Genomic DNA, 19,036 nt, shown 5'->3' on the forward strand with positions numbered 1-19,036 from the left:
CGGACGGGCCGGCGCGAGCTGACCCCTCGGCACGTCGGGGCCGGCTCAGCCGACCGGGGCGGCCGGGCGTGGCGTGCCGCGCAGCGCCGCGAGGCCGACCTCCCAGGGGAACACGTCCGCGTGCCGCTCACCGGTACCCGGCGGGTGCAGCGGTACGACATGCTCGCCGAAGACCACCCGCACCCCCCACTCACGCAGCCGGTCCAGGCTGGCCCGGAACGCCGGGTGCGCGGCCATCGCCGAGTTGGTGTACGGGACGGCCGCGATCGGCACCTTGAGCCCCTGCGCCTCGATCAGCAGCCCCAGGGCGAGCGTGTCGGCGATGCCGGCCGCCCACTTGTTGACGGTGTTGACCGTCGCCGGGCAGACCAGCATCGCGTCCGCCGGGGGGAGCACGTCCGGGTCGCCCGGGTTCTTGTAGTGGGTGCGTACCGGGTGCCCGGTCTGCCGGGCCAGCGACGCGCGGTCGACGAACTTGGCACCGTCCGGGGTGGTGACCACGCAGACGTCCCAGCCGTCCTGCTGGGCGAGGTCGACCAACCGGCCGGCGTTGCGGGCCAGCGGCGAGCCGCAGGCGATCACGTAGAGCACCCGACGGCGCCGGTGGCTGAGATGCGGACTGTTCATCCGCTCATACTCCGACTCCCATGTGCTCAGCCAACTCCCCGATCGGCGGAGGCGGCGTACCCCGTGTGCGACGGAGCACGTCGGACATCACCTCGTGGGCGATCGGCCGGCAGCGGATCTCGGACGGGGCGAGCCGGTCACCGAGCAGCAGCATCTCACCCGCGTTGGCGACGTCGCCGATCTGGGCGTAGCCGCGGGCGATGTCGAGCAGGTGGTGCGCGCGCCGCTCGGGCAGCAGCGCGTTGAACGCCGGCTCGGGGATCCGCTGGTGGATCTCCACCGCCCGGCCCCCGTCGCCGAGTTCGACGGCGGCGGCGGCCCGGTGCAGCTCGAGGTTGGTCGGGCCGAACGAGGTCCAGTAGTGGTTCTGGTCGCTGCCCAGCAGGGTGGCCGCCTCCTGGGCCCCGTTGAGCAGATCGTCCACCGTCGCGGAGTCGCCGATGCGGGCGGCGGCCATCGCGCCCTGGAGCAGCAGCATGCCGTAGACGGAGAGCTGCTCCGGGCTGGCGTCGCCGTTGCCGGGCGCCAGCCGGTTGGCGATGTTGACGTTGAGTTCCAGCGCCGGCCGGGACCGGCCCATGGCCGCCAGCGCGTTGCAGACCCGGGTGGTGGCGACACCGGCCAGCAACTGGTCGTCGGCCCGCTGGGCGACCGCCATCGAGCGGTCGGCGGCCAGCCAGGCCAGGTCGCACTCGCCGAGCTTGCGGAGCACCGAGGAGGCGATCTGGTAGACCTGCCCGAGCAGGTGGGCGGCGTCCCGGGCCTGCTCGTCGGCGTAGCCGGCGTCGGCGGCCTGGGCGTCGCGCAGCAGCTTCGGCAGGGCGCGGGTGAGCATCCCGTAGCGGCCGTACTGGTAGGTGAGCCAGGCGTGGTTGACCGCCTTGCGCATGTCCGCCAGCGGGGGCGGGTACGGCGCCGCGTCGAAGTAGGCGGTCATCGAGTCGTACCGCTCCAGCGCGGCCCGGATCTCCTCGACCTCGACCTGGTCGATGCAGTTGAGGGTGTCGGTACGCCGCTCCGGGTCCTTGCCGAGGAGCAGTTGGACGTCGACCTGGAGAATGTCGGCGATCTCGTAGAGGACGGAGAACTTGTCCAGCCGCCGGACTCCGCGCTCCACCTTGTCCACCCAGCTCTTGGACTTGCCGAGCCGGTCGGCGAAGACCTGTTGGGACATCTTGCGCCGCCCCCGCCAGTACGCCACCCGGCGGCCTATGGGTAGTTCGTCCATCTCGCCATCCCTCCCCCTGCGCACGTCCGGCTGAGCCAACCCGGTCGACGGTCGCGACGACCGGTCGGTTCTCAGGTTTTCCCTGGTCGCACACTCTGTACGTCAGCCGTACGGCCAGTTCTCGTAGTTTCCGTGCAAGTTGCATCAGCCGTTCGTCAGCTCAACGACCGCGGGTTACGGCAGTGACGGCGTTCGACGTGCGATGTGGACCATCCAGTGCGGACGAGAGGGGATGTGGCACACATGTGGGGGAATGTCGGACCACGCGTGGCTCACCTGTCGCCCCTGGAACGGGTCCGGCTGCGCCGGGTCGCCGTCCGCTACGCCGTCCACGGCTGGGAGGTGACGCCCGGCGCCTGCCTGGCCAACAGCCGCTTCGTCTGCGGCCGGGCCGGCTGTCCCACCAGCGGCTGCCACCCGGCCCTGGAGAACTGGGAGCACGCGGCGAGCGCCGACCCGGCGCGGGTGGCCACCTGGTGGCGCAGCCGCCCGCACGGGGTGCTGCTGCCCACCGGGCGCGCGTTCGACGTACTGGAGGTCGCGGCCCACCTCGGGCGACGGGTCCTGGACACGCTCGCGACCCACCCGGCCGGCTTCGGCGTACGCGGGCCGGTCCTGGTCACCCCCACCGGCCGCTGGATGTTCCTGGTCCGCCGCGGCGACCCGCTCCGGCCGGAACTCGATCACTGCTTCCACGTGATCCGGCACGGCGGCGGCTCCTGGATCCCGGCACCGCCGACCCGGCTGCCCGAGGGGACGGTGCGCTGGGCGGTCGCCCCCGAGCAGGCGCGCTGGCAGCTTCCCGACTCCTATCTGGTGCAGAACGCGCTGATCGAGGCGTTACGGGCGGCTGGCGTCACGCTCACCTCCGATCTGCTCCCGGGCCAACTCCCCCTACCCCGCCGCGGCTGCTGACCGCGGGCAGCGTCCTCCCCGGTGCCGGACTCGTTGGACCCGGGTGACGGCGCGCTCGCGCCAGAGCGGGGGTTGACCATGTCCAGTGATGACGCGGCCCGCCACACCGGCGGCACCGAACCAGCACCACACCGCCGCCGCCCGCGCCGCTGGGCCGGCACCCGGCCCTGGGGCTCGCGCCCCGGCCGACCCCGCCCCACCGGCTCCCGCCCCAACACCACCCACCGCCCCCTCCGCTGACCTACCCCCGCCCGGCCGACCCGGCCGCCCACCGTGCCCCGCCGCCCGTTGCGCACAAATATTGTCGCCGCGGCGGCCGGGACCTCACGTTTTCGCCCGCGGCGGCGCTGTTGGGGCCGTTCGAAGGCACCGCGGAAGGTAACCCCCGGGCAGGCCTGCGCTGAGGTCGTCCGGCCGGAAGATGCCTACCCGCCCGACTTTCATCGAAGTGGCGGCAGGAGCAGCGCGTGACCCGCCTCCGTTGCGGGTATGCCGCGGGACCGCTGAAGCCGTGAGGGGAAGGCACCGCCATGCTCAGCAAAGAGGATCAGCGCAGGTTCGAACAGATCACCCGCCAGCTGCGGGAGAGCGACCCGCAGTTCTTCGCCCGGCTCGATCACCGGGCCCGGGGCCGCCGAGGCCGCTATCTGATGCTGTTGACGATCGTGCTGTGGGCCTCGCTGCCGGCGATGACCGTACTGGCCGGCCGGCTGGCCGGCGCGATCTGCGCCGTGGTGCTGCTGGCCAACGCCGGGCTCATGTGGCACTTCCGGCGACGCTGGCTATGACCGCGCCGATCGCACCCTGCGGGCCGGGAGACCGGACGCCGGGGATCAGCGCGCCGAGGTGTCCGGGTCCGTCGCCGGTCGCGGCCGGCCGAACTCCCGGTAGGCCCGCCGTAGCCGCTCGACCAGGCCGGGGCCGCCGATCGCGGCCCCCGGCGGGGCGAGCTGGCGCAGCAGCAGCTCCGGTCCGGTCGCCAGGGTGGGTGGCCGGTCGGGCAACGGCGCCGGAGGCAGCCAGAACCGGTCCAGCTCGTCGGCCAGCTCGGCCGCCGGCAGGCCGCCGAGCACCCGCCCGGCGCCGGCCACGGCTCGTTCCGCCGCCGCCGCGGGCCTGTCACCGGCGTCCGCCGGGCCGGCCGGTACGCCCGGCACCGCCGCCTGCTCGGCCGGTACGCCGTCCGCGCTCGCGGCGACGCCCCGCAGGGTACGCAGCCGGTCGAGCAGCTCGGCCCGGCTCCGACCACGCCAGTGCAGGAGCCGGAACGGGTCGGCGTCGAACGCCTCGGCCAGCAGGTAGAAGGTGGCCGCCAGGTGCTTGCACGGGACGGCGAAGTCAGGGCAGCCGCAGTGCTGCTCCAGCTCGGCCACGTCGGCCGGGAAGAGGGGCGCCTCCGCCTCGACGAACAGCTCCTCCAACTCGGACGGCAGGTCGCCGGCGAGCAGTCGGGCGCTGAAGAACGCCTGCCCGGCCAGGTCCGCCTCGAGCCGGTCCCAGACTTCGTCCGGGTACGCCGCCAACCCGATCCGCACCGGGTACGGCTTGGGCCGTGACCCCTGCACGCTGGCGGTCACCAGCCCGGGGGCGACGTCGAGCCGGAGCACCTGGCCCCGGCGCGCGTACGCCCGGCCCCGGGTGAGCCGGGTGCCGAGCGCGAAGGACTCCAGCACCTCCAGGAAGCGCCGGGACCACCAGGAGCGGCCGATCGCGCCTCGGGTGCTGCGCGCCTTCAGGCCGCCCTCGACCCGGCGCGGCGGCCCGAACTCGGCGAACCGCGACCCTCGGTCCGGAGTGGTCACTCCACCACCGCCCCGGCGTCCAGCGCGAACAGCTCACGCAGGGTGTCGGTGGACAGCTCGGTGACCCACTGCTCGCCGCTGCCCACCACCCGCTGGGCCAGGCTGCGCTTGTCCGCGATCATCGCGGCCACCTTCTCCTCGACCGTGCCGGCGCACACGAACTTGCGTACCTGCACCCGGCGGCGTTGGCCGATGCGGAAGGCCCGGTCGGTGGCCTGGTCCTCGACGGCCGGGTTCCACCAGCGGTCCACGTGCACCACGTGGTTCGCCGCGGTGAGGGTCAGCCCGGTGCCGCCGGCCTTGAGCGACAGGACGAACAGCGGCGGACCGTCCGGGGACTGGAACCGGGTCACCATGGCGTCCCGCTCGGCCTTGCCGACGCCGCCGTGCAGGTAGAGCACCTCCCGGCCGGTACGGGCGGACAGGTGCCCGCGCAGCATCCCGCCGAACTCGGCGTACTGGGTGAAGAGCAGGGCCTTCTCCCCGGCCGCGAGCACCTCGTCGACGATCTCCTCGAGCCGTTCCAGCTTGCCGGAGCGGCCGGGCAGGGCCGAGCCGTCGTGCAGCAGCTGGGCGGGGTGGTTGCAGACCTGCTTGAGCCGGGTCATGGTGGCCAGCACCAGGCCGCGGCGTTCCATCCCGTCGCTGGACTCGATCTTCGCCATCATGTCGTCGACCACCGCCCGGTAGAGGGCGGCCTGCTCGGCGGTGAGGTTGCAGAGCACCTCCATCTCCAGCTTCTCGGGCAGGTCGGAGATGATCGACGCGTCGGTCTTGAGCCGGCGCAGCACGAACGGTCCGGTGATCCGGCGCAGCCGCCCGGCCACCTCGGCGTCGCCGTGCCGCTCGATCGGCTCGGCGAACTTCTTCCGGAAGGTGGCGGCCGGGCCGAGCAGGCCGGGGTTGGCGAACTGCATGATCGACCAGAGGTCGGCGAGCCGGTTCTCCACCGGCGTACCGGTGACCGCGACCCGGTGCCGCGCGGGCAGCGACCGGACGGCCTCGGCCTGCCGGGTGGCGGCGTTCTTGATCGCCTGCGCCTCGTCCACCACCACCCGGTGCCAGTCGATCCCGGCCAGGTCGTACGCGTCGCGGGCGGCCACCGAGTAGGTGGTGAGGACCAGGTCCGCGGCGTGCACCGCCGCAACGAACGCCTCACCCCGGGCGCGCTCGGCCCCGTGGTGCACGTGGACCCGCAACCCGGGCGTGAACCGGGCCGCCTCCCGCTGCCAGTTGCCGACCAGCGACATCGGACAGACCAGCAGCGTGGGCCCGCCCTCCGGCGGGTCCCCGGCGAGCAGCGCGAGCAGCTGCACGGTCTTGCCCAGCCCCATGTCGTCGGCGAGGATCCCGCCCAACCCGAGCGACTGGAGGAACGCCAGCCAGGCCAGCCCGCGCCGCTGGTACGGCCGCAGCGTCCCGGCGAACCCCGGTGGCGGGTCGGCCGGGGTGAGCCGCCGCTCCGCCTCCCCGGCCAGCAGCTCACCCAACGGCCCGTCGGCGGTCACCTCCAGCACCGGCAGCGCGTCGGGGCGGTCGGCGCCGGCCAGACCCATCCGCAGCAGGTCGGCCACGGTCAGCTCGCCGGCCGAGCGGAGCAGCCGCAGCCCGGCGGCGAGCCGGTCCGGGTCCAGCTCGACCCAGCGGCCCCGCAGCCGGACCAGCGGGGACTTCAGCTCGGCCAGGGCGGCCAGTTCCTCGGCGGTCAGCGGCTGGTCGCCGAGGGCCACCTCCCAGCGATAGTCGACCAGGGCGTCCAGCCCGAGGCCCGCCGCGGCGGCGGCGACCGTGGCGGGGGCGCTCCGGCTGCGCGCCCGCAGTCGGGCGCCGAGGCGGGACGAGGGCCGCCGCCACCAGGACGGCAGCAGCACCCCGAAGCCGGCCGCGTGCAGCACCGGCGCACCCTCCCGGAGGAACCGGTGCGCGCCGTCCGCGTCCAGCTCCATCCCCTCCGGCGCGGCGGTCCGCAGCGCGTCGTCCAGGTCCGGCCAGAGCCGGCTGGCCCGGCCCAGCTCGGCGAGGAGGGTTTCCTGCGGCTCGATCCGGTGGTCGACGAGGGCGGGCGCGGACCCGCGCCAGATCTGCGCCGCGTCCACCACCAGGCCCGGCTCGTCGGTGGGGTGCAGGCCGAACTCGAGTCGCCAGGATCCCCCTTCGACCAGCTCGGCCACCGGGTCGACGGGCGGCTCGACCAGCCGGAAGGCGGCCCGTACCCGGCCGCCGGCGGCGTCGCGCTGCCAGGCGTCCAGCTCGGTCCGCAGGGTGTCGAGGGCGGCCGGCTCGGCGTGGAACGCGCGCTCCGGCCCGGTGAGCGCGGCCAGCCAGCGGGGCACCGGCCCGACCGGGCGCATGCCCCGGTGCAGCAGGGTGTCGGCCAGGGCGGCCCGGGCGGCGGCGTCGGTCAACGCGTCCAGCGCCTCGGCGACCAGCTCCCCTGGTCCGACGGCGCCGGCCGCGGCGCCGGGCGGCGTGACCTCCCATTCGACGGCGGCGCGGGCGGCCGGGGGCAGGGCGAGGGCCAGCGAGCGCGCCCAGGCCGCGTCCGTGCCGGTGAGCAGCGGCCGCCAGACCGCCCGGGCGGTGACCACGTCGGAGTGGTCCACCGGACGCAGGTGCCGCCGGGGTCGCGCGCCGTCCACCGCGTCCCGCCCGGTCCGGGTCCGCGCCGCGGAGTCGGCGGATGGCACGGCGCCGACGTCGGCCACACCGGGCAGCAGCCGGCCGCGGCTGACGAGGTCGGCGGCGAAGTCGGCCAGTTCGGCCAGGTGACGCAGGGTCGCCCCCGGCACCACGTCCCCCACCTCGAGGGCGCGGAGCAGGGCGAGCGCGGCGTCCGGGGCGTACGCCAGGGCGGGAACCCGCCACCCGGCGAGGGTGACCGGACCACGGACCGGTTCCCCGGCGGTGGTCCGGACCAGCTCCGGGGAGTCCATCGGCGAGCCGGCCCGGGTGGGCAGGGTGAGCAGCACCGACGCCGGTTCGGCCGGCGGGTCGCCGAGCGCGGCGGCGAGGGTGGCGTGGTCGGCGGCGAAGGGGTGCGGACGCTCCCGCGGCGCCCGGCCGGGTCGGCGCGGGGCCCGGGCCGGGCGGGTGCTGTCCTCGGCCCAGACGGCGAGCCCGACACCGGACAGCCACAGCCCGTGGATGACCAGCACGCACTCCCCCTCGACGACGCCCGAGGCCAGGATAGGCGGCCGGGACCGACTACTCTCGCCGCCATGGTCGATCTGCTCGTGATCGGTGGCCTGGGAGTCGACATCCGTGCCCAGGTGCCCGCGCTCCCGCTGCCGGCCGCCGACTCGCTGACGGTACCCCCGATCGAGCTGCGCATCGGCAACACCGGGGCCGGGGTGGCGCTCGCCGCGCACGCCCTGGGCCTGCGGGTGGCGCTGGTGGACGTGCTGGGCGCCGACCCGGCCGGCGACGTGGTCCGGGCCGCGCTGGCCCGCACCTCGGTACGGGCCGTGCTGGCCGAGGCGCCCGCCGGCACCCGCCGATCGGTCAACCTGGTCGACCCGGCCGGCCGCCGGATGTCCCTCTACGACCCGCGCCCGTGGTCCGGCCCGGCGCCGTTCGCCCCGGCGGAGCTCGCCGCGCTGGCCGGCGACGCGCGGCACGTGCATGTGTCGATCATGGACTGGGCGCGGGACGCGTTGCCGGGGTTGCGCGCGAGCCTGGGGGCCGGCGTGACGCTCTCCACCGACCTGCACGACTGGGACGGCGAGAACGACTACCACCGCCCCTTCGCCGAGGTCGCCGACCTGGTCTTCCTGAGCGACGTGCGGCTGGGCGAGCGGGCCGGAAAGGTGGCGGCGGGGCTGGCGCCCCGGACCGTGCTGGTGACCGGCGGGGCAGCCGGCGCCACCCTGCACGGCCCGGACACGCCACCGGTGCGGGTGCCCGCGGCGACCCCGCCCGCCCCGGTGGTGGACACCAACGGCGCGGGAGACGCCTTCGCGGCCGGCCTGATCACCGCCCGGCTGGGCGGCGCGTCCCCGCTCGACGCGGCCCGGTACGCCGCCCGGGTGGCCGCCGCCGCCTGCACCCACGACGGGATGGAATATCCGCCCGGCCTGCTGCCCCGGGACTGAACCGTCCCTAGATCGCCCCGGTCTCGCCGTCGGTCAGCTCGCGCAGGATGTCCGCGTGCCCGGCGTGCCGGGCGGTCTCCTCGATCAGGTGAACCAGCACCCAGCGCAGCGACACCTCTCCGAGCTGCGGGTGCGGCACCACGTGGTCCAGGTCGAACCGGGCGGCTATCGCCCGGGACCGGGCGCAGGCCGCCTCGTACCCCGCCGCGAGGGTCTCGACGGTCTCGCCGGGCTCGAGGGTGAAGCTCGCCGCCGCTTCCTCCTCGGTGGTGAGGTAGACGTCCCCCGGCTCAGGCGCGAACAGGCAGGGGAGCCAGTTCCGCTCCACCAGGGCCAGGTGTTTGAGCAGGCCGGCGAGGGTGGTGAGGGACGGCACCAGGCGTCGGCTCGCGTCGGCGTCGGCGAGGCCCCGCGCCTTGCGCAGCACGATGGCCCGGTGGAAGTCGAGGAACGATTCGAGCACGGCTCGCTCGTCGCCCGTACGGGCGAGGACCGGACCGAGCGTGGGGTCGATCGTCGTGTCCGCCATCCTCGGACCCTAGTCCCGGAGTGGCCCCGCCCGCTGCCCCGCTATCGCTGCGGCGCGGCGGCCTCCGGGGCAGGATGGGCGCATGGCAGGAACGGTGCAGATCCCCCTGGTGGGTGGCGTGGCCGACGGCGAGACCGTCACCGTCGAGCTGGACGACAACGGCCGGCCGCCGCTGACGCACCATCGCCTCGGCCCAGAGGGGCTGGCCGAGGCGGAGATCTACGAGCTGGAGTCGGACGACCACCGCGGCCGACCGTGGGTCTACACCTGGCGCGGCCCGGCGCTCTGACCCCGCTCGGGTCGATCCCTCGACGGCCGGCACCGGGGTGGACGAGGCCCGCCGGCCCGACGAGCCGGCTCAGCTGGCGCCGGTCCGGGTCAGGGTGCGCGACCGGATGCTCTCCAGCACCCCCCGGGTGACCTGGGAGGTGCCGCGGGCCTGCTCGCACACCTCGGCCACCCGGCGGGCGGTCTCGTCGGCCCGCGCCTCCCGCTCGTCCCACAACTGGTCCACCTCCGCCAGCAGCGGGCCCTCCACCTCGCGTTCCACGCCGCGCAGCGCCGGCACCCCGAGCCGCTGGGCCAGGTCGAAGACCTTTCCGGCGTACGGCAGGGGCAGGAACGGCGTGCCGATCATGGCGGCGAAGATCAGGAAGTGCAGCCGCATGCCGACCGCGAGGTCGAGGTGGCGCATCATGCCCAGGATCTGTCTCGGCGAGTAGTCACCGTGCAGGATCCGGCCCCGCTCCGACGCGGTCATGTGCGACATCACCCCGTGCGAGTGCCGGATGTCGTCGCGTTCCATCGGCACGAAGAGCACGTACGCGTCGATCCGGTGCACCAGGAAGTCGGCGATCTGGGCGAGCAGCCGGTGGTAGCCGTCGACGTCGAGGCGTTCGGCGGCCCGGCCCGGCTCGCGAACGCTCAACCCGACCAGCCGTTTGCCGCCCGGGACGCCCTCCTCGCGCAGCCAGCTCTCCGGGAAGTCCTCCGGCTCCAGCAGGAACGCCGGGTCGGCGGTGACGGTGATCGGGTTCAGCAGCCCGGCCTCTTCCAGCACCATCCGGGACTCCTGGTCCCGCACGGTCACCTCGGCGGCCCCGGCCAGGGTCTCGCGCACCATCCCGGTGTCGATGCCGTCGCTGAGCGGCCCGACCCCCACCGCGTAGGTGAGCAGCGGCAGGCCCCGCTCCTGGGCCACCCGGACCACCCGCAGGTAGCGGCGGGCCTCGCGGTTGTAGAGGATCCCGCCGCCGCCGAGGATGAGCAGGTCGAGTTCGGCCAGCAGCAGGGACGAGTCGGCCCGGCTGACCCCCTCCCAGGGCACCGCCTCCACATCGGGATGGGCCAGCGCGGTGTGCGCCGGGTTCCGGGAGAACACGATGATCCGGGCGTTCGGCTCAAGCTGCCGCAGATCGGACAGGAGGCCGGTCAGAATCGCCTCGTCGCCGAGGTTGCGACCGCCGTACGAGCCGAGCACGCCGATGGTCAGTGCCGGGGCATCCGTCATCCGTCGCTCCTCCCCAGGGGCGTCCTGCCCGGGTTTCCCCCTGGGCCGGTGGACACACCTGGGACGGCGGTCAGCCAGCGGCGCCGACCAGGCGGGAGACCAGGGCGGACACCACCTGGTCGACGTCGAATCCGGCGTCGATCGACGTGGTGAGCAGGTCGAGCAGGAGCCCGTCCACCGCGTAGTGCAGCAGGGCCACCTCGAAGGCCCCGCCGGGCAGCCCGGCCGCGACGTGGAAGGCCACGTCGTCGGCGTACCCCCGGCGGAGCACGTTGCCGAGCGCGCGCCGCAACTCGGGGCGGCGGGACGCCTCCAGCCGCAACTCGAACAGGGCCCGGGTGAGGTCCGGCTCGCGGGTGGTGCGCTCGACGATGTACCGCAGGTAGTCGGCCACCAGGGCGAGGGACGGCTCGCGCCGGCCGAGGTCGGCCAGCACGGCCGGGTCGGGCGCCATCCGTTCGAAGATCCGCTCGGCGAGCCCGGCGAGCAGCGCGCCCCGGGACGGGAAGTAGTTGGAGGCGGTGCCGGTCGGGACACCGGCCTCGGCGTCGACCGCGCGGTGGGTCAGCCCGCGCGCGCCGGCCGCGGCGAGCACGCGCAGCCCGGCGTCGGCGAGGAGGGTACGGCGTTCCGGATTTCTGGCCACGGCGACACCCTAGCAACAACCACGACAGGTGTAGTAGATTCTCCGTCAACCACGACAGCCGTCGTGGTTGAGCTGAACATCGGAGCAGGTTTGCGCAAGCTCGTGTACTACGTCGCCAGCACCCTCGACGGCTTCATCTCCGCACCCGACGGGTCGTTCGACTTTTTTCCCCTGATGCCGGAGCCGGACTTGCTGGCCCACCTGGCCGCCGAATGGCCCCAGACCTTCCCCACGTTCGCCCACGCCCAGCTCGGCATCGAGTCGCCGCCCACGGGCCGCTTCGACGCGCTGGTGATGGGGCGGGGCACCTACGACCCCGGGCTGAAGATGGGCGTCACCAGCCCGTACGCCCACCTGAAGCAGTACGTCTTCTCCCGCTCGCTGCCCCCGTCGGACGACCCGCAGGTGGAGATCGTCGCCGGTGATCCGGTGACCTTCGTCCGCGAGCTGAAGCGGCAGCCCGGCCGGGACATCTGGCTCTGCGGCGGCGGGCACCTCGCCGGCCAACTCCTCGGCGAGGTGGACGAGCTGGTGGTCAAGCTGAACCCGATCGTGGCCGGCAGCGGGATCCCGCTGGCCGACCGGGGCTTCGAGCCGCACCGGTTCACCCTGGTCGAGGCACGCCCGTTCGACAGTGGAGTGGTCATCCTCCGATACGCCGCCCCGGCGCGGTAATCGGATTGCCCCGGCCGGTGCCTGGCGGCACGGTGGACCGGTGACGCGCGCGACGAACCGCCGGATCCACTGGGCGGACCTGCCCGACCGGGTCCGGGCCGCGGTCGAGGAGATCCTCGGTGACCGGGTGGTGGAGGCCGTCTCCCAGTCGGGCGGCTTCTCCCCCGGCACCGCCGACCGGGTGCGTACCGCCGGCGGCCGGCGCGCCTTCGTCAAGGCGGTCAGCCCGGCCCAGAACGACCGCAGTCCCGGGCTGCACCGGGCGGAGGCGCTGATCGCCGCCGCACTGCCGCCGGCCGCGCCCGCGCCCCGGCTGCTCGGCAGCTACGACGACGGCGACTGGGTGGCGCTGGTCTTCACCGACGTGGCGGGGCGGCACCCGGTGACGCCCTGGGCGGCCGGCGAGCTGAGCGCGGTGCTGTCCACCCTGGAGGCCATGGCCGCGGCGCTCACGCCGGCGTCGGTCGCCGTGGCACCCACCGCCGCCGCCCAGCTCGCGCCGGACTTCGCCGGCTGGCGGCGGATCGCCGCGGACCCGCCGACCGACCTGGACCCGTGGGCCCGGGCCCGGCTGCCCGAACTGTGCGCCGCCGCCGACCGGGGGCTGGCGGCGCTGACCGGCGAGACGTTGTGCCACCTCGACATCCGCGCCGACAACCTGCTGATCGGCCCCGACGGCAGGGTCAGCGTGGTGGACTGGCCATGGGCCTGCCGGGGGCCGGTGTGGCTGGACAGCCTGATGATCCTGGTCAACGTACAGGTCTACGGCGGGCACGACCCCGAGGCGTTGCTGCGCGATCTGCCGCTCGCCGCCGGAGTGGATCCGGCCGACCTGACCGGCGTACTGGCCGGGTTCACCGGGTTCTTCCTCGACGGGGCCCGGCTGCCGCCGCCGGCCGGCATCCCCACGGTCAGGGCGTTCCAGCGTGCCCAGGGTGACGCCCTGCTGCGCTGGCTCACCCGCCGCCTCCCCTGACCCGTTGGGCGGTCAGGCGGGCGGGCGTACCTCGTGGGTGAGGAACGGCAGGGCGGCCTCCGGCAGCGCCGGTGACCCGACGATGTCGTAGTGGGTCAGGCCGGGCAGCACGGCCAGCCGGGACGCCGGGCGGTCGGTGCCGTCCCAGCCGGCGTCCCGGTGCCCGCCGCCGAGCAGCCCGAAGAACTCCGCCATGTGGCTGACCGGGACCGAGTCGGCGTCGGCGAAGACCAGGAGCACCGGCAGAGCGAGCGCGGCCACCTCGGCGGACCAGTCGTAGTCGCGGCGCAGCAGCTCACCGGTCTTGGCCCAGAGCGTCGGCCAGTCCTGCGGGCGCGGTGCCAGACGCAGGTAGAGCTCGTGCGGCGGGGTGCCGCGCATCTGCTCGGCGACCCGCTCGTCCTGGGCCGCCATCGCGGCCAGCACCTCCGGGTACCAGCCGCGCCGCCGGCACGGCGTGGAGACCAGCACCAGGCGGCGGACCAGGTCCGGGTGCTGGATCGCGGTACGCAGGGCCACCCCGCCGCCGAGCGAGTAGCCCATCAGGTCGGCCTGCGGCAGGTCGAGGTGCCGCAGCAGCGCGGCGATGTCGTCGGCCATCGACTCGTACCGCAGCGGCCGGTCCACGTCGGCGGTGCGGCCGTGCCCCTGCAGGTCGACGGCGATCACCCGGCGGCGAGCGGCGAGGGCGGGCAGGATCGGCTGGAACATCTCCACCGCGCCGTAGCCGCCGTGCAGCAGCACCAGCGGCTGGCCGGTCCCGTGCACCTCGTACCAGAGCCGAACCCCGTTGACGTCCGCGTAGCTCATGACCGTGCTCCCCCGTCCCTGTACCGGTACAACGAGCGTCGCGTCCCGGCGTCGGGACGGGCAGTCGTCCCCCGGCCGCGCGACGATGCACTCCTTTGGGTGCGTCTGTTGTCGCCGGAGCGACAACAGACGTACCCAAAGTCTCAAGCCGGGTCGGTCCCGCGCCACTCGGCGACGTACCGGTGCAACGGCCCCTCGTCGGTGGCCACGGTGCCGACAGGGCGCAGGCCGGCCTTCACCAGCACCCGGACCGAGGCCACGTTGGCCGCGTCCACGTTGGCGTACACCTGGGACACCCCGGGCAGGGCGAGGGCGAACGCGACGAGGGCTCGGGCCGCCTCCGTGGTGTAGCCGCGGCGGCGCCGGGACGGGGCGACGCCGTAGCCGAACTCGACGGCACCGTCGGTGGGCGGCCAGAACAGGCCGATGGCGCCGACGGTCAGGCCGGTTTCCCGTTCGATCATCAGATAGTGCCCGTGCGGCCGTTCCGGCTCGCGGGTGAGCCGGCCGGCGATCATGCGGTCGGCCTCGCTGGGAAAGTCCGCCGCCCAGTGCGGGCAGCGCTCACCGGCGGCGGCGACGGCGGCCTCCTCGGCGGGCCACGGGCGCAGCACGAGTCGGTCGGTGGTCAGGTCGGAAAAGGACAACGCGATTCTCCAAGGTCGTGGAGCGACCCGGGTCGCGGTCGGTCAGCGCACGCGACCCGGAAGAGGGTACGAGGAAGGAAGCTCATGGCGATCCATGGCCTCATCTCCCTGCGCCCACGACGGTCGCGTGTTCCGCGCGACGGCACTCTAACCCATGATCCGGATACGCCGCGCCCCCGCCGCCTCGGGCCGGGGGCGACGGGGGCGCGGCGTGGACCGGTCAGCTGACGCCGGTGACGGCCTTGACCAGGTTGATGCCGAAATAGACCACGAACGCGGCGGAGACCGCCCACATCAGCGGGTGGATCTGGCGCGCCTTGCCCTGGGCCACCCGGATCGCCACCCAGCTCACGAAGCCGGCGCCGATGCCGTTGGTGATCGAGTAGGTGAACGGCATCAGGGTCATGGTGAGGAAGGCCGGAACCGCGACGCCCACGTCCGTGAAGTCGATCTCCTTGACCTGGCGGATCATCAGCGCGCCGACGATCACCAGCGCCGGGCCGGCGGCCTCGCTCGGCACCAGCGACACCAGCGGGGTGAGCAGCAGCGCGCCGAGGAAGAGCACGCCGGTGACCACGCTGGTCAGGCCGGTACGCCCACCGTCCGCGATGCCCGAGGAGGACTCGACGTACGTGGTGGCCGAGGAGGCGCTGCCCGCGCCACCGGCGACCGCGGCGACGCCGTCGACGAAGAGCACCTTGCCCAGTCGAGGCATGTCGGTGCCGTCCTTGGTGGTCAGGCCGGCCTGCTTGGCCAGGCCCACGGTCGTGCCCATCACGTCGAAGAAGTCGGCGAGCACCAGGGTGAACACCAGCAGCAGCGCGGTCATCACGCCGACGTGGGCGAACGAGCTGAACGACACGTTGCCCACCAGGTGCAGGTCGGGCGCCTTGATCAGCGGATCGGGCAGGGTCGGCACGTTGAGCCGCCAGCCCGCCGGGTTGGGCTTGCCGTCGACGAACGCCGACCCAGGCTTGGCGAGGGCGTTGACGATCACCGCGACGACCGTGGTCGCCACGATGCCGATCAGGACGCCGGCCTTCACCTTGCGGGCCACCAGGATGCCGGTGACCAGCAGGCCGACCAGGAAGACGACCGTGGTCCAGCCGCGCAGCGTACCGTCGCCGCCGAGCTGCACCGGGACGGTGGTGCCGGCCGCGTCCGGCACCCGCCGGACCAGACCGCCGTCGACGAAGCCGATCATGGCGATGAACAGACCGATACCGGCGGCGATGGCCGCCTTCAGCGAGGCCGGGATGGCCCGGAAGACGGCCTTCCGGAAGCCGGTCAGCACCAGCACGGTGATGATCAGACCCTCGATCACCACCAGGCCCATCGCCTCGGCCCAGGTCATCTGGGAGGCGACGGCGTACGCGACGAACGCGTTCAAGCCCAGGCCGGTCGCCACGGCGAACGGCACCCGGCCGACGATGCCCATCATGATCGTCATGACCGCCGCGACGAGGCAGGTGACCCCGGCGACCGGCGCGATGCCGAGCAGGTTGCCGTCCTTGTCCGGGGCGGTACCGATGATCAGCGGGTTGAGCACGACGATGTAGGCCATCGTCGCGAAGGTGGTGATCCCGGCGAGCACCTCGCGCTTGACGGTCGAGCCACGGCGGGTGATCTCGAAGAAGCGGTCGAGGCGGCCGCGCTCGGCGGGTTCCGCCGACTCGACCGGGGCAGCAGGATCCTGCGTAGTCACGCTCATGGCGTGGCCGTACTCCGTTCCGGGTTGGCCCGCCGGACGCGCCGGTCGGGCGGTGGGGGTGCAGTCGTCCCGATTCGGTTGGCCCGGAGAACGTCGGGACGGCTGGGCTCCACGGATCCCGTGAAGCACTACGAAGCCGCACCCCGGTCGGGGAGCGACTTCGCACCCCCAGCTTAACCGCCGGGTAACGGCAGGTGACCTGCCCCTACGCGGCGCCGCGCAGCGGGGTGGGCAAGGTCACTCCCGACCGGTGGCCGGCTGCTCCGCTCGCCGGTCTGCGGCCCGCCTGATCGCCACTGGCATGATCACGCCGTGACCGACCGGGAGCCGACCGCCGCCGAGCGCCTCTTCGTCGATGAGCTGTGCCAGCGGGTCGACGGGTTCGACCTCTGGTTCGGGCAGGATGCTGACGGGGCTCCCCGGGTTACGGTCTCGTACCTTCCTGGCGACGGCGACCGGGCCGGGACCCACCCCGTGCTGACGTACGACGGACGGCGGCTCCGCGGCGGGTGGAGCGCCGTCTCGCTGGCCTGGGAGAGCGAGGCTGCGCCGGACGACCTGCTCGACTCGGCTTCCCGTCACGGGCTGCGGCTCGATCACGTCGAGCCGGTCCCCGCCGCCGCGTCGGCGGCAGACTGGTTGGTCCGCGAGACCGGCCGCCGGGCACCCGCTCCTCCCGGACCCGTCCGCGCCCACATGACGGTCCTGATCTCCGTGCTGGCCGGCATCGTGGCGCTGCTCGCCCTGCTCTTCCTGGTGTGCATGGGGCCGCTCGTGATCTACCGGTTACTGTTCCCGGACGGCCCGTTCGCCTGACCTGGTCCGCTCAGGCCCGGCCACTCGTCGCGTCACGTCCCGCGTCGGGTGCGGCCAGCGGCAATCGGCGCAGCACCGTTTAGGCACCGGCGGTGGCCTCGGTGAACAGCACCTCCCGGACCAGGAACTCCACCGGCAGGCGCCAATCGGCGAGCGCGGCGAGGCACTCCGCTCGGGACCGCCGTGTGGCAAAACGATCAATCGCGATGCCTACATCGCCGCTATCGTGGCGTGGTGCCAACCCTGGAACCGGTGGTGAGTCGAGTAGGTGCGGACGTTGTGCCGTTCGGCCTCTGGCCGGTCACCGCCGATGACGCCGGATGGCTACGGCTGCACGGGGCGATGCGGCCCGCCGAGGTCGGTATGGCGGTCTGGTCGCTCCTGTTCCACAGCGGCCCGATCGGCGACGCACTCGTAGTTCCGGACACGCCCGCCGAAGCGCTCCGCCTGCTGGCCGGGCTCGACACCGTCTACGCTCCGGGCGGACTGCTGCTCGCGGATTCGACGACCGGCGTACTGGTGGAACCCGGTTGCTGCTGCGATCTCTTCGAATGGCGCGACTGGCTGGGCACTCTGAACGGACTGCTGGTCGACCTCGGGCACAGCCCGGCTCCCGAGGTGGAGTATCACGGCGACGTGGTGCGCGTGTGGGCCGAGGGCGGGGACGAGGCGACACCCCCGGCGGACCGCGCCTGTGTCGATGTCGACCGGGCGGCCTTGTCCGACCTGCTGCGGTCGGCACAGCGCGACCTGGTCGGCTTCCTCGACGTGACGCGCATCTGGGCCAACGAGGTCGCGCCGCGGCAGGCTGATCAGTTCGTCGCGGCACTCGACGCGGGCCTGGCGATCAGCGAACCGCTGCCGCTGCCGGCGTGAGGCAGCGCCGGCGCTGGTCGTACCTGGTGGGCGCGGCAGGTTTCGAACCTGCGACCCCTCGCTTGTAAGGCGAGTGCTCTCCCACTGAGCTACGCGCCCGGAACGCCCGTACGGCGGGCCGGAGTTCGGCAAGCTTACCTGCCGGCCTCCGACCCGGTCGAACGGCGTACCTGGGGTGGGATCAGGCGGCGACGGCCTCGGCCAGGGCCTTGCGCCAGCCCTGCTGGTCACGGGCCTCCCCGGGCATGTTCATCTCGGCGAACCGAACCACGCCGGCCTTGTCGATCACGAACGTGCCGCGGTTGGCGATGCCCGCCACGTCGTTGAAGACGCCGTACGCCTGAGCCACCGCGCCGTGCGGCCAGAAGTCGGCCAGCATCGGGAACTGGTAGCCCTCCCGGTCGGCCCAGATCTTGTGGCTGTAGACGGAGTCGACGCTGACGGTCAGCACCTGGACGTCGTCGTTGACGTACTCGTCGAGGTTGTCCCGCACCTCGCAGAGCTCACCCTGGCAGATGCCGGTGAAGGCGAGCGGGTAGAAGACCAGCAGCACGGTGCGCCTGCCACGGAAGTCGGCGAGCCGGACCTCCTGGTTGTTCTGGTCCTTGAGCACGAAGTCCGGCGCCTCGGCGCCAACCTCGATGGGCATGCGAGCTCCTTGGGTCGAGTCTGGAGATGGTCAGCCTGCCACACCCGGCGGCGCCGGCCGCCGGGTGCGTACGGTCGGCTACTTCTTGCCCTTGGACCCGCGTCGGAGCACGAGGCGGGCCCCGCTCCAGTCCCGACCCGCGTTGATCGTGGAGGTCTGCTGGAGGCCGGCGGTCTGGGCGCTCTCGGCCACCTCGCTCGGCTCGACGTGACCGTCCCGGCCGGCCTTGGGCGTCAGGAGCCAGACCACGCCGTTGTCGGCCAGCGGTCCGAGGGCGTCGACGAGGAGCTCGAAGAGGTCACCGTCGCCGTCGCGGTACCAGACGAGAACCGAGTCGACCACCTCGTCGGTGTCCTCGTCGACCAGATCCCCACAGCGGTCGGTCAGGGCGTCTCGGAGATCCTGGTCGACGTCGTCGTCGTAGCCGATCTCCATGACGACCATCCCCGGCTCGATCCCGAACCGGTCCGCCAGGCTGCGTACCCCGTCGGCGGCCTGACCAGCGGTCGCGCTCACTGTCGCGTGCCT

The 19,036-nt window shown here is 73.7% G+C and carries 19 protein-coding genes, 1 tRNA gene and 2 pseudogenes; 8 read left to right on the plus strand and 14 right to left on the minus strand.

Annotated elements, in window-relative coordinates:
• Positions 1 to 45 precede the first annotated feature (45 nt).
• Positions 46 to 627 (minus strand): flavoprotein, encoded by a 582-nt coding sequence (locus tag ACGF4F_RS10205; protein WP_393076502.1) that lies wholly within the window; start codon positions 625 to 627, stop codon positions 46 to 48.
• 4 nt (positions 628 to 631) lie between these two features.
• Complete coding sequence (locus ACGF4F_RS10210) at positions 632 to 1,855, minus strand: helix-turn-helix domain-containing protein (protein ID WP_357434917.1); 1,224 nt, start codon at positions 1,853 to 1,855, stop codon at positions 632 to 634.
• 243 nt (positions 1,856 to 2,098) lie between these two features.
• Here ACGF4F_RS10210 and ACGF4F_RS10215 point away from each other — a divergent pair, with 243 nt between their 5' ends.
• Both ACGF4F_RS10215 and ACGF4F_RS10220 read left to right on the plus strand, forming a co-directional pair.
• Positions 2,099 to 2,770: a bifunctional DNA primase/polymerase gene (locus tag ACGF4F_RS10215; RefSeq protein WP_393076505.1), complete on the plus strand. Its 672-nt coding sequence runs from the start codon at positions 2,099 to 2,101 to the stop codon at positions 2,768 to 2,770.
• A 530-nt stretch (positions 2,771 to 3,300) separates the two neighbouring features.
• Positions 3,301 to 3,558: a DUF3040 domain-containing protein gene (locus ACGF4F_RS10220; protein WP_073833711.1), complete on the plus strand. Its 258-nt coding sequence runs from the start codon at positions 3,301 to 3,303 to the stop codon at positions 3,556 to 3,558.
• A gap of 45 nt (positions 3,559 to 3,603) precedes the next feature.
• On the opposite strand, the gene ACGF4F_RS10225 is transcribed toward ACGF4F_RS10220, so the two are convergent.
• The 3 genes and pseudogenes from ACGF4F_RS10225 to ACGF4F_RS10235 form a co-directional block, all read right to left on the minus strand.
• On the minus strand, positions 3,604 to 4,572 hold the full coding sequence (locus ACGF4F_RS10225) for an SWIM zinc finger family protein (protein WP_393076508.1): 969 nt from the start codon (positions 4,570 to 4,572) through the stop codon (positions 3,604 to 3,606).
• Positions 4,569 to 7,154 (minus strand): annotated as a pseudogene (locus ACGF4F_RS10230) (DEAD/DEAH box helicase); the annotation flags it as partial. The gene ACGF4F_RS10225 and the pseudogene ACGF4F_RS10230, both read right to left, overlap by 4 nt.
• A 116-nt stretch (positions 7,155 to 7,270) precedes the next feature.
• Positions 7,271 to 7,727, minus strand: a pseudogene (locus ACGF4F_RS10235) (ATP-dependent helicase); the annotation flags it as partial.
• Between the two features lie 63 nt (positions 7,728 to 7,790).
• Between ACGF4F_RS10235 and ACGF4F_RS10240 the strand changes: the two are divergent.
• Positions 7,791 to 8,663 (plus strand): carbohydrate kinase family protein, encoded by an 873-nt coding sequence (locus tag ACGF4F_RS10240; RefSeq protein WP_393076511.1) that lies wholly within the window; start codon positions 7,791 to 7,793, stop codon positions 8,661 to 8,663.
• A gap of 7 nt (positions 8,664 to 8,670) precedes the next feature.
• Here ACGF4F_RS10240 and ACGF4F_RS10245 read toward each other — a convergent pair whose 3' ends face one another.
• The gene (locus ACGF4F_RS10245; protein WP_393076514.1) at positions 8,671 to 9,192 is read right to left on the minus strand and encodes a DinB family protein; all 522 of its coding nucleotides are present in this window, start codon (positions 9,190 to 9,192) and stop codon (positions 8,671 to 8,673) included.
• 82 nt (positions 9,193 to 9,274) lie between these two features.
• Between ACGF4F_RS10245 and ACGF4F_RS10250 the strand changes: the two genes are divergently transcribed.
• Entirely contained in the window at positions 9,275 to 9,481 is a 207-nt protein-coding gene (locus ACGF4F_RS10250; RefSeq protein WP_357434911.1) for a hypothetical protein, read from the plus strand.
• A gap of 69 nt (positions 9,482 to 9,550) precedes the next feature.
• On the opposite strand, the gene ACGF4F_RS10255 is transcribed toward ACGF4F_RS10250, so the two are convergent.
• Both ACGF4F_RS10255 and ACGF4F_RS10260 read right to left on the minus strand, forming a co-directional pair.
• Positions 9,551 to 10,702 carry a polysaccharide pyruvyl transferase family protein gene (locus ACGF4F_RS10255; RefSeq protein WP_357434910.1) on the minus strand — a complete coding sequence of 384 codons (1,152 nt, stop codon included), beginning with the start codon at positions 10,700 to 10,702 and terminating at the stop codon, positions 9,551 to 9,553.
• 70 nt (positions 10,703 to 10,772) lie between these two features.
• Entirely contained in the window at positions 10,773 to 11,348 is a 576-nt protein-coding gene (locus tag ACGF4F_RS10260; protein ID WP_393076517.1) for a TetR/AcrR family transcriptional regulator, read from the minus strand.
• 90 nt (positions 11,349 to 11,438) lie between these two features.
• Between ACGF4F_RS10260 and ACGF4F_RS10265 the strand changes: the two genes are divergently transcribed.
• On the plus strand, positions 11,439 to 12,023 hold the full coding sequence (locus ACGF4F_RS10265) for a dihydrofolate reductase family protein (protein ID WP_393076520.1): 585 nt from the start codon (positions 11,439 to 11,441) through the stop codon (positions 12,021 to 12,023).
• A 40-nt stretch (positions 12,024 to 12,063) separates the two neighbouring features.
• Positions 12,064 to 12,999 carry a phosphotransferase family protein gene (locus ACGF4F_RS10270; RefSeq protein WP_393076523.1) on the plus strand — a complete coding sequence of 312 codons (936 nt, stop codon included), beginning with the start codon at positions 12,064 to 12,066 and terminating at the stop codon, positions 12,997 to 12,999.
• A 12-nt stretch (positions 13,000 to 13,011) separates the two neighbouring features.
• On the opposite strand, the gene ACGF4F_RS10275 is transcribed toward ACGF4F_RS10270, so the two are convergent.
• From ACGF4F_RS10275 to ACGF4F_RS10285, 3 genes are all read right to left on the minus strand, one after another.
• Positions 13,012 to 13,809 (minus strand): alpha/beta fold hydrolase, encoded by a 798-nt coding sequence (locus ACGF4F_RS10275; RefSeq protein WP_357434906.1) that lies wholly within the window; start codon positions 13,807 to 13,809, stop codon positions 13,012 to 13,014.
• A 143-nt stretch (positions 13,810 to 13,952) separates the two neighbouring features.
• Positions 13,953 to 14,456 (minus strand): GNAT family N-acetyltransferase, encoded by a 504-nt coding sequence (locus tag ACGF4F_RS10280; protein ID WP_393076526.1) that lies wholly within the window; start codon positions 14,454 to 14,456, stop codon positions 13,953 to 13,955.
• Between the two features lie 220 nt (positions 14,457 to 14,676).
• The gene (locus ACGF4F_RS10285) at positions 14,677 to 16,167 is read right to left on the minus strand and encodes an NCS2 family permease (RefSeq protein ID WP_393076529.1); all 1,491 of its coding nucleotides are present in this window, start codon (positions 16,165 to 16,167) and stop codon (positions 14,677 to 14,679) included.
• 312 nt (positions 16,168 to 16,479) lie between these two features.
• On the opposite strand from ACGF4F_RS10285, the gene ACGF4F_RS10290 reads away from it, so the two are divergent.
• Both ACGF4F_RS10290 and ACGF4F_RS10295 read left to right on the plus strand, forming a co-directional pair.
• Positions 16,480 to 16,983 (plus strand): hypothetical protein, encoded by a 504-nt coding sequence (locus ACGF4F_RS10290; protein ID WP_393076532.1) that lies wholly within the window; start codon positions 16,480 to 16,482, stop codon positions 16,981 to 16,983.
• Positions 16,984 to 17,166: 183 nt separating this feature from the next.
• Entirely contained in the window at positions 17,167 to 17,859 is a 693-nt protein-coding gene (locus ACGF4F_RS10295; protein ID WP_393076535.1) for a hypothetical protein, read from the plus strand.
• A 24-nt stretch (positions 17,860 to 17,883) separates the two neighbouring features.
• On the opposite strand, the gene ACGF4F_RS10300 is transcribed toward ACGF4F_RS10295, so the two are convergent.
• The 3 genes from ACGF4F_RS10300 to ACGF4F_RS10310 form a co-directional block, all read right to left on the minus strand.
• A tRNA-Val gene (locus ACGF4F_RS10300) sits at positions 17,884 to 17,958 on the minus strand.
• An 82-nt stretch (positions 17,959 to 18,040) separates the two neighbouring features.
• The gene (locus tag ACGF4F_RS10305; protein WP_357434901.1) at positions 18,041 to 18,508 is read right to left on the minus strand and encodes a peroxiredoxin; all 468 of its coding nucleotides are present in this window, start codon (positions 18,506 to 18,508) and stop codon (positions 18,041 to 18,043) included.
• Between the two features lie 78 nt (positions 18,509 to 18,586).
• Positions 18,587 to 19,024 (minus strand): DUF3052 domain-containing protein, encoded by a 438-nt coding sequence (locus ACGF4F_RS10310; protein ID WP_073833724.1) that lies wholly within the window; start codon positions 19,022 to 19,024, stop codon positions 18,587 to 18,589.
• Positions 19,025 to 19,036: the final 12 nt, after the last annotated feature.

Source organism: Micromonospora sp. NPDC047740 (assembly GCF_043204735.1).
Taxonomy (GTDB): domain Bacteria; phylum Actinomycetota; class Actinomycetes; order Mycobacteriales; family Micromonosporaceae; genus Micromonospora.

What these genes read in the sequence shown, in the direction of transcription:
- ACGF4F_RS10250 (WP_357434911.1), top strand. Translation starts at nt 9,275, where the DNA reads ATGGCAGGAACGGTGCAGATCCCCCTGGTGGGTGGCGTGGCCGACGGC.
- ACGF4F_RS10210 (WP_357434917.1), bottom strand. Translation starts at nt 1,855, where the DNA reads ATGGACGAACTACCCATAGGCCGCCGGGTGGCGTACTGGCGGGGGCGG.
- ACGF4F_RS10220 (WP_073833711.1), top strand. Translation starts at nt 3,301, where the DNA reads ATGCTCAGCAAAGAGGATCAGCGCAGGTTCGAACAGATCACCCGCCAG.
- ACGF4F_RS10245 (WP_393076514.1), bottom strand. Translation starts at nt 9,192, where the DNA reads ATGGCGGACACGACGATCGACCCCACGCTCGGTCCGGTCCTCGCCCGT.
- ACGF4F_RS10285 (WP_393076529.1), bottom strand. Translation starts at nt 16,167, where the DNA reads ATGAGCGTGACTACGCAGGATCCTGCTGCCCCGGTCGAGTCGGCGGAA.
- ACGF4F_RS10215 (WP_393076505.1), top strand. Translation starts at nt 2,099, where the DNA reads ATGTGGGGGAATGTCGGACCACGCGTGGCTCACCTGTCGCCCCTGGAA.
- ACGF4F_RS10255 (WP_357434910.1), bottom strand. Translation starts at nt 10,702, where the DNA reads ATGACGGATGCCCCGGCACTGACCATCGGCGTGCTCGGCTCGTACGGC.
- ACGF4F_RS10205 (WP_393076502.1), bottom strand. Translation starts at nt 627, where the DNA reads ATGAACAGTCCGCATCTCAGCCACCGGCGCCGTCGGGTGCTCTACGTG.
- ACGF4F_RS10305 (WP_357434901.1), bottom strand. Translation starts at nt 18,508, where the DNA reads ATGCCCATCGAGGTTGGCGCCGAGGCGCCGGACTTCGTGCTCAAGGAC.
- ACGF4F_RS10240 (WP_393076511.1), top strand. Translation starts at nt 7,791, where the DNA reads ATGGTCGATCTGCTCGTGATCGGTGGCCTGGGAGTCGACATCCGTGCC.
- ACGF4F_RS10275 (WP_357434906.1), bottom strand. Translation starts at nt 13,809, where the DNA reads ATGAGCTACGCGGACGTCAACGGGGTTCGGCTCTGGTACGAGGTGCAC.